General features: G+C 33.2%; 10 protein-coding genes. 2 read left to right on the top strand and 8 right to left on the bottom strand.

Annotated elements, in window-relative coordinates:
• Window positions 1-6: 6 nt before the first annotated feature.
• Genes Q0772_RS02190 through msrB form a run of 4 tightly spaced genes read right to left on the bottom strand, consistent with a single transcriptional unit; the run spans window position 7 to window position 2,528 of the window.
• Window positions 7-258, bottom strand: coding sequence for a peptide methionine sulfoxide reductase (locus Q0772_RS02190; protein WP_298339694.1), 252 nt, complete (start codon window positions 256-258; stop codon window positions 7-9).
• 8 nt (window positions 259-266) lie between these two features.
• Window positions 267-1,823 carry a protein adenylyltransferase SelO gene (locus Q0772_RS02195; protein ID WP_298339697.1) on the bottom strand — a complete coding sequence of 519 codons (1,557 nt, stop codon included), beginning with the start codon at window positions 1,821-1,823 and terminating at the stop codon, window positions 267-269.
• Window positions 1,820-2,068, bottom strand: coding sequence for a glutaredoxin domain-containing protein (locus tag Q0772_RS02200; protein ID WP_298339700.1), 249 nt, complete (start codon window positions 2,066-2,068; stop codon window positions 1,820-1,822). The genes Q0772_RS02195 and Q0772_RS02200 overlap by 4 nt, the downstream gene beginning before the upstream one ends.
• Before the next feature lie 10 nt (window positions 2,069-2,078).
• Entirely contained in the window at window positions 2,079-2,528 is a 450-nt protein-coding gene (gene msrB, locus Q0772_RS02205; protein ID WP_298339703.1) for a peptide-methionine (R)-S-oxide reductase MsrB, read from the bottom strand.
• 201 nt (window positions 2,529-2,729) lie between these two features.
• Here msrB and Q0772_RS02210 point away from each other — a divergent pair, with 201 nt between their 5' ends.
• Complete coding sequence (locus tag Q0772_RS02210; protein WP_298339708.1) at window positions 2,730-3,935, top strand: Pycsar system effector family protein; 1,206 nt, start codon at window positions 2,730-2,732, stop codon at window positions 3,933-3,935.
• A gap of 9 nt (window positions 3,936-3,944) precedes the next feature.
• Here the strand turns inward: Q0772_RS02210 and Q0772_RS02215 are convergent, their stop codons facing one another.
• The 4 genes from Q0772_RS02215 to bglX all read right to left on the bottom strand — a co-directional run bounded on the left by Q0772_RS02215 (window position 3,945) and on the right by bglX (window position 11,833).
• Window positions 3,945-6,329 (bottom strand): GAF domain-containing protein, encoded by a 2,385-nt coding sequence (locus tag Q0772_RS02215; protein ID WP_298339711.1) that lies wholly within the window; start codon window positions 6,327-6,329, stop codon window positions 3,945-3,947.
• 313 nt (window positions 6,330-6,642) lie between these two features.
• Window positions 6,643-7,299 (bottom strand): fructose-6-phosphate aldolase, encoded by a 657-nt coding sequence (fsa, locus tag Q0772_RS02220; RefSeq protein ID WP_298339714.1) that lies wholly within the window; start codon window positions 7,297-7,299, stop codon window positions 6,643-6,645.
• A gap of 10 nt (window positions 7,300-7,309) precedes the next feature.
• Complete coding sequence (locus Q0772_RS02225; RefSeq protein WP_298339717.1) at window positions 7,310-9,346, bottom strand: transketolase; 2,037 nt, start codon at window positions 9,344-9,346, stop codon at window positions 7,310-7,312.
• A 204-nt stretch (window positions 9,347-9,550) separates the two neighbouring features.
• Window positions 9,551-11,833, bottom strand: a complete 2,283-nt coding sequence (bglX, locus tag Q0772_RS02230) for a beta-glucosidase BglX (RefSeq protein WP_298339720.1) — start codon at window positions 11,831-11,833, stop codon at window positions 9,551-9,553.
• Between the two features lie 236 nt (window positions 11,834-12,069).
• On the opposite strand from bglX, the gene Q0772_RS02235 reads away from it, so the two are divergent.
• Window positions 12,070-14,256, top strand: coding sequence for a glycoside hydrolase family 3 C-terminal domain-containing protein (locus tag Q0772_RS02235; RefSeq protein ID WP_298339723.1), 2,187 nt, complete (start codon window positions 12,070-12,072; stop codon window positions 14,254-14,256).
• The last annotated feature ends 258 nt before the right edge of the window (window positions 14,257-14,514 follow it).

The raw sequence follows: 14,514 nt of genomic DNA on the forward strand, positions 1-14,514 counted from the left end.
TTGTTTTTATTTAAGAGTTACATGTTGTAAAAAATGAATCACTTTTTGCTCTGGCATTTCACAAGGTTTTAATAATTTTTTAGTTGATGTAATGTAATAATTCAAACTTATAAAATTAGTACCCTGAAGCTCCTTTGCATAAACTTTAAATGATTTGTTGTTGTTGAAAGCTGACTTTGTAATGCCATACTTCGCATTCATGTATATACCTTCAGAATAGCCTTCAGGTATTTTATTGATATAGTTTAACACATTCATTATACATTTTAAGAACTGCACGATAACATAGAGCAGCCAACTTTATGGCGCGCCCAGTCTGGTCGTTTTGCAAACCACTTTTCGTATTGTGGTTGTTCATCATAAGGTTTTTTTAGCATTTTAAACAACTCGTCTATCAAGTTATAGTCACCCTCATCAGCAGCATCAATAGCTAATTGCGCCATATAATTGCGAAGTACATATTTTGGATTTACAGTATTCATTTTTTCTTTTCTTTCCGTTGTAATACTATACTCATGTTGTATTCGCGCCTCATAATTTAAAAACCACATCTTCCACTTTTCCTTAACCGCATTTGGCATATTATCAAAGTCATAAAACGCATCTTTTAGCACATCAAACCCTGTGGCTTCATCTTTAAAATCACTCAAGTTTCTAAAGAACAGCGTCATATCAGTTTCAACTAACTGTAAATTTTCTTCTAAATCTTTTATAAAATGCTCATCATTATCTACCGTTTCGTAAAGCCCTAATTTGGCTTTCATCATTTGCAGATGTTTTGCTTCAAAATCTGTTTTATAAGTTTCTAAAATAGCTTCTAAAGGTGCTGCGTCTTCAATTAAAGGATATAATGCATTGGCTAATTGTAATAAATTCCAAAGCCCAATATTGGGCTGATTACCATAACGGTAGCGTTTGTGCTGCCTATCGGTTGTATTTGGCGTCCAACCAAAATCAAAACCTTCTAGCCACCCGTAAGGCCCATAATCTATAGTTAAACCCAAGATTGACATATTATCGGTATTCATTACACCGTGTACAAAACCCACACGTTGCCACTCTATAATCATGGTTAATGTGCGTTGGGTAACTTCATTAAAAAATGCAATATAAGTATCTTTTGAAGGTGCACCCAAATGCGAAAAATAATGTGTAATAGTATAATCTACCAAGGTCTTTAAATTAACATCATCTTGTCTGGCAGCAAAAATTTGATAGTTGCCAAAACGCAAAAACGATGCGGCTGCTCTACATACAATGGCACCTTTTTCGTAGGCCGCATTACCATCGTACATAACGTCTCGCATAACTTGATCTCCAGACAAAGCTAAAGATAAAGCTCTGGTTGTAGGCACACCTAAATGAAACATGGCTTCGCTACACAAGTACTCGCGAATTGAAGAGCGTAATACTGCTAAACCATCTGCAGTTCTAGAGTATGGTGTTTCTCCTGCGCCTTTTAATTGTAATGCCCAATTTTTATGTTTATGTTTTACTTCGCATAAGTTAATGGCGCGCCCATCGCCCAATTGTCCTGCCCAATTACCAAATTGATGTCCGCCATAACACATCGCATAAGGTTTGGTATTTGGTAATATTTTATTACCAGTAAACACCTTTAAAAAATCATCACTTTGCGCATCAGTTTGTGATAAGTCCAAATTTTTTAACATTTCTGGTGATACATGAAGCAACTCTGGGTTTGAAGTTTTCTTAGGTGTTACATAAGAGAAACAAGCCTGAGTAACCTGCCTTCTAGAAGGCTGCAAAATAGGGTCTGAAGGTAATGTTGTATTGAATTTATCTTTTATATTGAGTTTCATAATAGCGTTTCAATCCACTTTTTTAAATCTTTATCTGAAGGGTTTCTAAGTTTTTTTTCTCCAATGGTAATTGTTGGAAAATTTAGCTTTTTAGTGTCGTATAAGTTACGCAATGCCTCTGCATTTTCGTCACACTCCTCAACATCCAAAAACTCATACTTCAAATTTAAGTCTTCTAAAAAATTTTTATAGTATGTGCTTTTATGGCACCTATTGGTGCCATAAAGCTTGATTTTTTGTAACATAAATATAGTGCTAAACTTCTGTTTCTAACTGCATAGATTCAGAATTAATACAATAACGTAATCCGCTAGGTTCTGGCCCATCAGGAAACACGTGCCCTAAATGTGCATCGCAGGTATTACACATCACCTCAACACGCACCATTCCAAAAGCCGTATCTCTTTCGTATTTTATAGCGTTTTCTTTGATAGGTTGTGTAAAACTAGGCCACCCTGTACCAGATTCAAACTTAATTGTAGAATCAAAAAGCGGCGTATTACAACACACACAGTTGTATTTACCAGATTCATAAATACTACATAACGCACCGCTATGAGGTCTTTCAGTACCTTTAAGTCTGGTAATTCTAAATTGTTCTGGAGTTAATTGGGCTTGCCATTCGGCTTCTATTTTTTCAACTCGCTTATCTGGAGTTGGGTTTCCGTTTACAGAAAAACCTATGACTTCTTTCCACGTTAGCATATCTTTTTGTCCTTTCTTTGTTAAATTAAATATATGCTTTCAAATTGATTTTTAGTCGATAATACACCCGAAAACTTACAATTTTGATTCTTTGAAGCACAATTGAAAGCACTAGTGAAATTTACGACAAATTAACATGTTATCACAGGTAATTTTAATGTTACTAAAGTTTAGTATTTTTACTCAAAATCACACTTAAGCATGAACGCTCTTATTAATGAAACCGAAAATTTCGTAACTAAATATATAAATGATCATTTAGACACATCGTTTGTGTATCATAACATTGCGCATACACAACGCGTAGTTAGAAAAGTATACGAGCTTATTGAAGACAAATCGATTACGATTAATGATAATGAAAAGCAACAACTTGTTATTGCAGCTTGGTTTCATGATACTGGATTTGCGAAGACTATTAAAAACCATGAAGAAGAAAGTATTCTAATTGCAAAAAGTTTTTTAAAATCTAAAAATGTTCCTGAAACAGATATTAACGCTATTTCTAAAATTATTGCTGCAACTAAAATGGGCTATAAACCCAAAAATGCCGTGGAAGGCTTAATTAGAGATGCAGATTGCGCACATGTTTCAAGTAAAAAGTATGAAGATTACACTTCACTACTTCGTAAAGAATGGGAACTAACATTAAACAAAAAAGTGTCGAAAACAGAGTGGCTAGAAGAAAACATCAATTTCTTAACCAATCATACATTTTATTCGCCATTAGCAGCAAGTAAATGGGAGAAACGAAAGGGTAAAAACTTAGCTAATCTTATTCAAAATCAAAATAAAATAAAAGCTTCTACTGAAAAACTAAAACAGAAAAAGGCTGAGTTAAAATTTAAAAAAGAAAAACTAGATTTACCAGACAGAGGTATAGAAACGATGTTTCGTGTAGCTTTGAGAAACCATATTACTTTAAGTGATATTGCAGATACTAAAGCCAATATTTTACTTTCTGTAAATGCTATTATTATTTCGGTGGCCTTATCTAATTTATTACCTAAACTTGACAATCCTTCAAACGCTCACTTAATATACCCAACACTTATTTTTCTAGCTTTTACCGTGGCCTCAATTGTATTATCAGTACTAGCTACTAGACCAAATGTTACTAAAGGGCAGTTTACAAAAGAAGATGTAGCGAATAAAAAGGTAAACTTACTTTTCTTTGGTAATTTCCACCAAATGAGTTTAAAAGATTTTGAATGGGCTATGGGAGAGATGATGCAAGACAAAGATTATTTGTACGGTTCCTTAACCAAGGATTTGTACTTTTTAGGACTAGTACTTAATAGAAAATACAACCTTTTAAGAACAACTTACACGGTTTTTATGATAGGAATTATAGTTAGTGTTATTGCTTTTGCAGTAGCATTTACAACTACTGGTGCAGCAGCATAAAATAAAAAACTAAGCTTTTAATTCTTTCATTAAATCATCGTACGTGTAAAACGCTTTGTCATTTTCATCTTTATGATATAACACACTTACTCTTATGGCTTTTAATCCAGTAACAGCTTGTAAGTCTTGCAATTCCACAATTTCCACATCGGTATCTAAGTAATTTTTAGACTGTAAAAACTTTACATAGCTTAAATACTCTTGTTCATCTTGTTTTTGAGAATATACAATACTTATTTTTCCTTTTTGAGTAATGCGTTGTCTTGTACCTTTTATATAGGCTTTATCTACACGTTTTTTTACAATTTCATAACGTGCATTGTATGTACCATCAACATCAAAGTGCTTTTCATCCATTCTAAAACTTATAGTTAACGGTTGATTAAACACTAAAATCATAGATGCAACATCTAAAGCAACAGGGAAATCTGGTTGCATTTGGTAATATGCATTTTCCATCTCACACATAACTTGCAATTGCCATAAACGTAAATTATAGAGGTAAATCTGATTAAAACTTGCCTCTTTTGTAATAGACTCACCTACATACATATTGTGCTCTACACCATCTGTTTTAAAACGCTCAAAGAAGTGAGGGTACATTTGTTGCGCTTCTACTTGTTTTTTATCAAGTAGTGAAGCCATTTCACGATTTATTTTTGCTATGGTTTCATCATAATCTTTCCTGTGTTTGTATAGCACATTTACCTTGCCATCTATTTTATTATAATAGGTCTTTACATCTTCCTTCAGCAGCCCATTTTGTTTTAAATGATTTAATAAAGGCTCAACATCTTGTTTAAAAAACGTAGAAATTTGTTGTTCACTATCAACCTGGAAATTATCGTCTAAACCATTTTGAAAATCATTTATCTGATATATAAACTGCTCATATATAGGCAAACCTTCTAATTCGAAAGCTTTTGTTAAAATACGTTTAGCAGCTTTAAGTTGAAGTGATAAATCTTCTCGAGTAGCATTATTTCTAGCTTCAGAAGACCCTTTTATATCTATTTGTCCATAAAGCGGATAAACATTCTCAAAAGCTATCTTTTTAAAAGATGTTTCTTGTCCTTCTAACTCAGACTTAATATAGTTTTTTGCTTCTTTTGCGAAACGCCAATGCACACTTGGATGAATTGAAGTACATTCTTTTTGAATAATAGCCTCAATTAAGTTTTCTTCTTCCTTTTTAGAACGTTCTACTGCCGAAACAATAAATGGCATAATATCTATAAGCTTATTTGCATTGATACTATTTAACGCATGAGGCGTATTAGAAACAATTTCCATAACTCCCATTAAGCCTTCATCATTAGCTATAGGGGCGAATATTGCACTTTTAAAACCCTGTTTATAAAGCACTTCCACTTGAGGTGCACAAGTCTCGTTTCCTTTTTCATAAACATCATAAACCTCATCAACATCAGAAATGGAAAAATATTTGTTCTCTTTAATCAATCGATTATAAGACCATTTACATAGTGAACTACTACATTCTATACGCTCTTGATCTCCAAGCAAATAGCTATTAATACCTACACCGTAAACACGCTCAAAAACATTTTCTTCTTCATTGTAAATAGAAAAACCAACTTGCAAATCGTTGATACCCAATAACGATCTGAAAACATCATGAAATTCATGTATAAAATTTTCATCCTTTCGCTTATCTTCTCCTATTAAATTAGATTTTATGTTGGATATAGATTGATCTTCAGTAACATCAAAAATATTAGAGATAACAAAGCCTTTGAAAATATAGCTATTGGGTGGAAATTTTTCTTTCCACAACTCAAAATTCTCAAAATTATCTAAAAGTAATTTATAATCTTCCTTAGTTATTTTTTTAGCTTTATCAGTAGCTACTATTTCGCAAAAATCGGCATTATATAGTATTTTATAAAATCTTAAAATTCCGTTTGCATCAGGAATCTCGTAATAAAATGGGCGTTTAAAATTTAAGTTATATCCATAACAAAAATTCAAAATCACTGTACACGCAATAATATAACGATGGTCGTCTGGCATGTTTTTGATATTCAATTCAAAATCATCTCCAGCTATTTCTATAATCTGTTTAAATCTTTCAGATGAATTAAAAATTAAATCATGAAACGGCACTGAAGCTGTTTTAATTTCATTTTTAGTTAAAACAGGTGCAAACGAATCTTGAAGAATAATACTAATTTCTTTTTCCCTATCGTTTAGAATTTGCGTATCACTAAACCCCGTTCTTAATTCTGGATATGGCTCTGCTGATTTTAGAACACGTTTAGCTTTAGCTGACATAAATTCATCGTCACTTTTAGCTAAATTTTCATAATGCTCAAGTAGTTTGTTAAAACCAACTTTCAGCACCATAGGTGATTCTATATTGTCATTAATATCCATGTTAAGAAAGTTTTGATATAACAAAATTACGAAATATTGATTTAGTAGTTATTTACAAGACTTCCTAACAGTATTTTTGTTACAAGAAAAAAAGCATTTTTTTGTCTTAGAGAGTATCTCTCAAAAAAACAAAGTATTAATAATTTGCTGGTTTTAATGGAACTACAAAAAGTTATAAAACTAAATATCCAAAACAGATTTAATGAATCAAATAGTTATTATTAAAGCTAAGTAGCGTCTATAATATTAAAAAGCTTCCCTTTTTTTAAGAAAGGGAAGCTTTTTTTATTTGAAAAAAAACTATTTTAATTAATTAACTGTTTCCTTTTTTGTAATCTGCCAAAAATTTAGCTAAACCAATATCAGTTAAAGGATGTTTTAACAAACCTTTGATAGATGCTAAACCTCCAGTCATAACATCACTACCTAACTTAGCACAATCGATAACGTGCATAGTATGACGTACAGACGCAGCTAAAATTTGTGTTTCAAAACCGTAGTTATCATAAATTTGTCTGATTTCAGCAATAAGGTTTAAACCATCTGTTGAAATGTCATCTAACCTACCAATAAAAGGAGACACATAAGTTGCTCCTGCTTTGGCAGCTAAAAGCGCTTGACCTGCAGAAAAAACTAAAGTTACGTTTGTTTTAATACCTTTATCTGAAAAGTATTTACAAGCTTTGATACCGTCTGCTATTAAAGGTAATTTAACAACAATTTGTGGATTTAAAGCTGCCAAAGCTTCACCTTCTTTTACCATACCATCGAAATCTGTAGAAATAACCTCTGCACTTACATCGCCTTCTACTAAATCACAAATCTTTTTGTAATGGTTAATAATATTCTCTTCACCAGTAATACCCTCTTTTGCCATTAAAGACGGATTAGTTGTTACACCATCTAAAACTCCTAAAGCTTGAGCTTCTGCAATATCATCAAGGTTTGCTGTATCTATAAAAAATTTCATAAGTTTGGTTTTATACTGTTTTTAAATATTCTAATACTTCTTTACTTACTTTTTCGCCTGTAAAACCAAATTTATCATCTAGTACAGTGGCAGGAGCTGAATAACCAAAATGCTCTAAACCAAACACTTTTCCGTTATCGCCTACTAAAGCTTCTAAATTTACTGGCAAGCCAGCTGTTAGTCCAAATAATGGTTTGTTTTTAGGAATGACGCTATTTTGATAATCTTTAGATTGTAATCTGAATAGCCCTTCAGAAATCACTGAAGCTATATTCACTTTTAATCCATTTTCTTTTTCTAAAATCTCAGAAGCTGCAACTAACGTAGAAACTTCAGAACCGTTTGCAATCAGAACAATATCTGGATTTTCAACTTCTTTTACTAAATACCCACCTTTTTCTGCAGCTAAAGCCTCTTCATACCTTGATTCTCCTTGAGCAGGAACATCTTTTATACCTTGTCTAGATAATATTAAACCTGATGGTGTATCAGTATTTTCCAAAGCCATTTTCCAAGCTACACTAGTTTCAGCTGAATCGGCAGGACGTAATGCTAAGAAACTATTTTTTCCACTGTGATTTTTAAGCTTTTCTAATAAACGAATTTGAGCTTCTTGTTCAACAGGTTGGTGTGTTGGCCCATCCTCACCTACTCTAAAAGCATCATGAGTCCATACATATTTCACACCTAACTCCTGAATACCACTTAAACGAATAGCTGGTTTCATGTAATCTGAAAACACAAAGAATGTCGCTACTACAGGAATACAACCGCCATGTAATGCTATACCATTAGCTATACAAGACATGGTTAATTCTGCTACACCTGCTTGTAAAAATGATCCGCTAAAATCACCTTTTTGTAATGCTGAAGATTTCTTTAAGAATCCATCAGTTTTATCACTGTTTGATAAATCTGCTGAAGACACAATCATGTTCTCAACATTATCAGCTAAATAACCTAAAACATTAGAAGATGCTGCACGGGTAGCTAAACCTGCTTTATGCGCTATAGATTCAAAATCTAATTTAGGAAGTTCTCCAGATAAGAAGAAATCTAATTTACTGGCTAAAGCACTATTATCTTTTCTCCAAGCATTAATTACAGCTTTCTTCTTTGCTGCTTGTTCCGTTTTTTTAGAAATTATGTTTTTATAAAAATCACTTACATCACTGTAAATATCAAAAGGGTTTTCAACACTTGCTCCTAAATTTAGCAATGTTTTTTCATAATCTGCCCCTGTTGCTCCAATAGGTTGTCCGTGAAGTTCACAATGCCCTTCAAACATACTTCCATCAGCAGTTACACAACCTTTACCCATTATTGTTTTACCAATAATTAAGGTTGGCTTTTCAGTTTCGTTATTAGCATCTTTTAAAGCTTTTCTTATTTCATCATGATTATGGCCATCAATGGTTACAACTTTCCATCCCCAAGCTTCATATTTTGCTGCTGTATCCTCACTTGTTACCTCATCTGTAGATGTTGATAATTGTATATCGTTAGAATCAAAGAACATGATAAAATTACTCAGTCCTAAATGACCTGCTATTCTACCAGCACCTTGAGAAATCTCTTCTTGGATACCACCATCAGAAATAAAACCATATACCTTGTGATTCATCCAATCTCCAAAACGTGCCTGCAAAAATTTAGCTGCAATTGCCGCTCCTACACCCATAGTATGTCCTTGTCCTAATGGTCCAGATGTGTTTTCAATACCTCTAGCTACATCAACTTCTGGGTGCCCTGGTGTTATTGAGCCCCATTGCCTGAAGTTAGCAACATCATCCTTAGAATAATTCCCTAGCAGGTAATATTGCGCATACATTAAAGTTGATAAATGACCTGCATCCATAAAGAAACGATCTCTAAATGGCCATGACATATCAGATGGATCATAATTAAAAAATTCTGAATAAAGAATATGCATAAAATCTGCACCTCCCATTGGACCACCTGGGTGACCTGATTTTGCTTTTTCCACCATAGCGACAGCTAATGCTCTGATATTATCTGCTGCCTGTAAATTAATGTCTTTGTTCATTTTTTTAATTACGATTTATATTAACTACTTTAAAAAATTAGTGATTTAAAAACTCTAACTAACTTTTTAAATCATTCAAATTTTTGCAAATATATAATCTTTAGATTGCTTAAGTATCCTGTACTTAAAAATAATTTAATAACAGGGATAACATCTAAAAAAAGAGGCTACTTATTGATAATTTTATAAGAAAATTGATTAAACTTAATCTAATTCGAAATCAGCTTCTAAAGTTTGTGCAGAACTTCCGCCTACAAACACTTTAAATTCTCCAGGTTCTATGATATATTCACCTTGATTATTATAGAATCCAAGGGTTGTTTTATCTAAAGTAAATGTTATGGTTTTTGTATCACCTGCTTTAATTTCAACCAGATCAAACCCTTTTAATTCTTTAACCGGTCTTGTAACGCTACCTACCAAATCTCTTATATACAACTGGACTACCTCTTTACCGTCTCGATCTCCTGAATTTTTAACATCAACAGAAACTGTTATGTCGTTTCCAATATTGAATATTGAACCATTCAATTTAAGATTACTATACTCAAAAGTGGTGTAGCTTAATCCATGACCAAATGGGTATAAAGGCGTGTTTTCAGAATCTATATAATGTGACCAAAACACGTTGCCTTCAACATTTTTAGGCCTCCCTGTATTTTTATAATTGTAATATATTGGCACTTGCCCCACACCTCTTGGAAATGTCATTGGTAATTTTCCACTAGGGTTATAATCGCCATACAACACTTGAGCCACAGCATTACCGGTTTGTGTACCTAACTGCCACGCTTCTACTATGGCAGGAATATGTGCATCTGCCCAAGAAACTGCTAAAGGGCGCCCATTATTTAAAACCAAAACAATATTAGAATTTACTTTGTATACCGCTTCTAATAGTTCTTGCTGTACACCTGGTAGTTGTAAATTAGTTCTACTTCTAGCTTCACCAGATTGAAAACCATGCTCACCCAACACCATAACTACCACATCAGCACTTTTTGCAGCAGTAATAGCACTCTGAAACTCGCTCTTATCGGTAGTATTAATCCTTACTTCTTCAACAAATGCTGTTTTACCTACTGAAACATCTGCTCCTTTTTTATAAACTAATGAATTTCCTTTGTAGGCTTGCATACCTTCTAAAACTGAAACTGCTGTATTATCATCTGAAGCCAAGCGCCAACTTCCTAAAGGGCTATTTTTATCTGATGCTAAAGCGCCTATTAAGGCTATCTTTTGTCCTTCCTTTTTAAGTGGTAATAGATTGTTTTCATTTTTAAGAAGTACAATAGATTTTTTTGCCATATCCAAAACAGCCTCGTGATGTTTAGGATGACCAATCATTTCTTTTTCTCTAACTTCATCACAATATCTGTATGGATCATCAAAAAGTCCAAGCTCAAATTTCACTCTTAAAATACGACGTACAGCATCATCAAGTAAGTCTTCCTTAATAACGTCATCTTTTACTAATTGCGCTAATTCTTCGATATAAACATAGCCTTCCATATCCATATCAGAACCAGCAGTCACAGCTATTTTCGCTGCTTCACTTTTATTTTTAGCATGACCCCAAGATATCATCTCTCTTATTGAAGCCCAATCTGAAATCACAAAACCATTAAAATTCCATTCACCTTTTAATATATCACGTTGCAAATACGGACTTCCAGTGACTGGCACACCATTAATTTCATTAAACGAATTCATTACCGTTTTAACATCAGCATCTACGGCGGCTTTGAAAGGTGGTAAAACAACATTGTGTAGCGTAGATGTACCAATATCTACCGTATTATATTCTCTGCCAGCTTCAGAAAAGCCATATCCCGCAAAATGTTTAGCAGTAGCAGCTATGGTGTTTACACTAGACAGATCATCACCTTGAAACCCTTTAATTCTTGCTTTAGCTATAAGACTGCCCAAATAAGGATCTTCTCCTGCACCTTCCATAACTCTACCCCAACGCGCATCTCTTCCTATGTCTATCATTGGCGCAAACGTCCAATTAATGCCCACTGAAGAAGCCTCTATTGCTGCAATTCTTGACGACTGCTCAATAGCTTCTAAATCCCAACTTGCTGATTCTGCTAAAGGAATCGGACTAAGTGTTTTATAGCCATGTATAACATCAAACCCTATGATAAGCGGAATACCTAATCGAGATTCTTCAACTGCAATTTTTTGTACGGCGCGCACCTGTTCCACACCACGCACATTCAACATAGAGCCTACCCATCCTTTTCGTAAATGCTCGTACTTTTTAGCAGCAGTTCCTCCTTTAGGAGAAGGCCCTGTAAGATCCCAGAACCCGTTATACTGATTCATTTGCCCTACTTTTTCTTCAATAGTCATTAACTTTAATAATGAATCTATTTTTGATGTTATATTATCATCTTTATAATTTTCTGCACTTATTTCATTATTATTTTTACAAGCCATTGCTACAATAGTCATTATAAAAAGAGGGATTATTTTTTTCATTCAACCAATATTAATTATGGTCTAAAATACAATTTTTAATAACAACTAAAGCCTTAAAACCCCTTTACATCATACAAAATCTAAACACTTTAGCTATTGCATAGCCTCTTGCTGTATTTATACTAAAAAATGCTTAATCTGTAATAAATACAGGCAATACCCTTCTTTAGTTTTATAAAAAATTAGGAATTAAAATTTCCATACTATAATAACATACTAATCCTCAATAAAACATTATGATCAAGTATTCATATTTACTATTATTAACATTTTTCTCATTTACTTTAGCAACTGCTCAAAACGATATTCAAGACAATGAAATAAATAAAAAAATTGACAGTATAGTATCACTTTTAACACTTGAAGAAAAAGTAGCGATGTGTCATGCACAATCTAAATTTAGCACTAAAGGTGTTGAACGTTTGGGGATCCCTGAAATATGGATGTCTGACGGCCCCCATGGTGTTAGAGCAGAAATCAGTTGGGATTCATGGGACTATGCGGGTTGGACTAACGATTCAATAACTGCATTTCCTGCGCTTACTTGTTTAGCAGCTAGTTTTAACCCAAACTTATCTGCCCAATTTGGAAAAAGCATAGGCGAAGAAGCTCTTTACAGGGAAAAAGATGTGCTTTTGGGACCTGGGGTTAATATTTACAGAACACCTTTGAATGGAAGAAATTTCGAATATCTAGGTGAAGACCCGTATCTAGCCTCAAAAATGGTTGTACCATACATTAAAAATGTGCAAAAAAACAATGTTGCTGCATGTGTAAAACATTTTGCATTAAACAACCAAGAACATTGGAGAAGCACTATTAATGTTGAAGTTAGTGATAGAGCATTACACGAGATTTATTTACCTGCATTTAAAGCTGCAGTTCAAGATGCAAATGTCTGGGCTATTATGGGGGCCTACAATAAATTTAGAGGACAATATACAACACATCATGAATTACTCACCAAAACCATTTTAAAGGGCGATTGGAATTTTGATGGTGTAGTTATTAGCGATTGGAGTTCTGCTCACAACACCATGGAAGCTGCAGTTAATGGCTTAGACATGGAGATGGGAACAGGTACAGACGGTTTAGGTACAACTACCTCTAATCATTATGATTATTACTATTTAGCTTCCCCCTTTTTGAAAGCAATACAAAATGGTGATATAGAAGAATCTGTAGTTGATGATAAAGTAAGACGTATTCTAAGATTGATGTTCCGCACTACATTGAAACCCAATAGAGGTTTTGGAAGCGTAAATACTGAAGCGCATCATGATGTAGCCAGAAAAGTAGCTCAGGAAGGTATTGTTTTATTAAAAAACGAAAATAATTTTTTCCCTATTGAAGACAAAGAAGGCATAACCATTGCTGTTATCGGAGAAAATGCAACACGCTCTATGACAGCTGGTGGAGGTTCTTCAGAATTAAAACCTCAGTTTGAAATTTCGCCGCTTGAAGGTATAAAACAACGCTATAAAAAAGCTAAAATTATTCATGCAATGGGTTATCATACGGGGCCTTCGGTTTATGATAACATTATCCCTTCAACATTAAATCAAGATTCATTAAGAGTACAAGCCATAGAAACTGCTAAAAAAGCAGATATTGTTCTATACGTAGGCGGATTAAATAAGAGCCATTTACAAGATTGTGAAGGTGATGATAGACAATCTTATGAATTATCATATAACCAAGAAGAATTTATAAGCGAATTAAAGGCGGTTAATCAAAATTTAGGGATGCTATTAGTAACTGGAAATGCGGTAGAAACACCATGGTTATCAAACGTTAATGGTTTAATTCAAACCTGGTATCTGGGTAGTATGGCTGGTCATGCTATTGCTGATGTGGTAAGTGGTGATGTTAATCCTTCAGGTAAGCTTCCGTTTTCATTTCCTAAGAAATTAAAAGACAACGGAGCTCATTTTTACGGTGAGTTATCTTATCCAGGTGATGGAACTAATCAATACTACAAAGAAGACATCTTAGTTGGATACAGATGGCATGATACCAAAAAAATAGAACCCGAATTTGCTTTTGGTTATGGTTTATCTTACACAAACTTTAGTATATCTGATATTAGTACTGACAAGAAAAAATATTCTTTAGAAGACACTATTAAAGTATCATGCAGTGTTAATAATCTAGGAAACACAGATGGATCTGAAGTTGCACAAGTTTACATTGGAAAACAAAAATCTAAAGTTAAACGTGCTTTAAAAGAATTAAAAGGGTTTAAAAAAGTGACACTTAAAAAGGGGGATTCTAAAACTATTAATATTAATATCCCTATTAACACATTAGCTTATTATAATGAATCTATTTCAGACTGGGAGGTTGAAAAAGGTGAATACACTCTATATATTGGAAATGCATCAAATAGTATTACAAAAAAGATTAAGGTTAGAATCCAATAACAATCCCTTTACTAGTTAAAGCCAAAGATTATTTTTTAGTTTAAAATACAATTTAACTCTTAAGTAAAAACAGTTGTAATTTTACTAATTTTAAAAAGAAGACACTTGAAATTTAAAAGGCAAGTGTCTTTTTTCATCTTCTTCAATTCATTATTTATTTCTTAATGAAGTGTTTTATCCTAAAATAATATTCTAAATAATCTATAATCATCAATATGATTCAACACCTACCTTACCTTCTCATTTCAATCAGTTAAT

It is taken from the genome of uncultured Algibacter sp., from assembly GCF_947490405.1.
Classification (GTDB): domain Bacteria; phylum Bacteroidota; class Bacteroidia; order Flavobacteriales; family Flavobacteriaceae; genus Algibacter_B.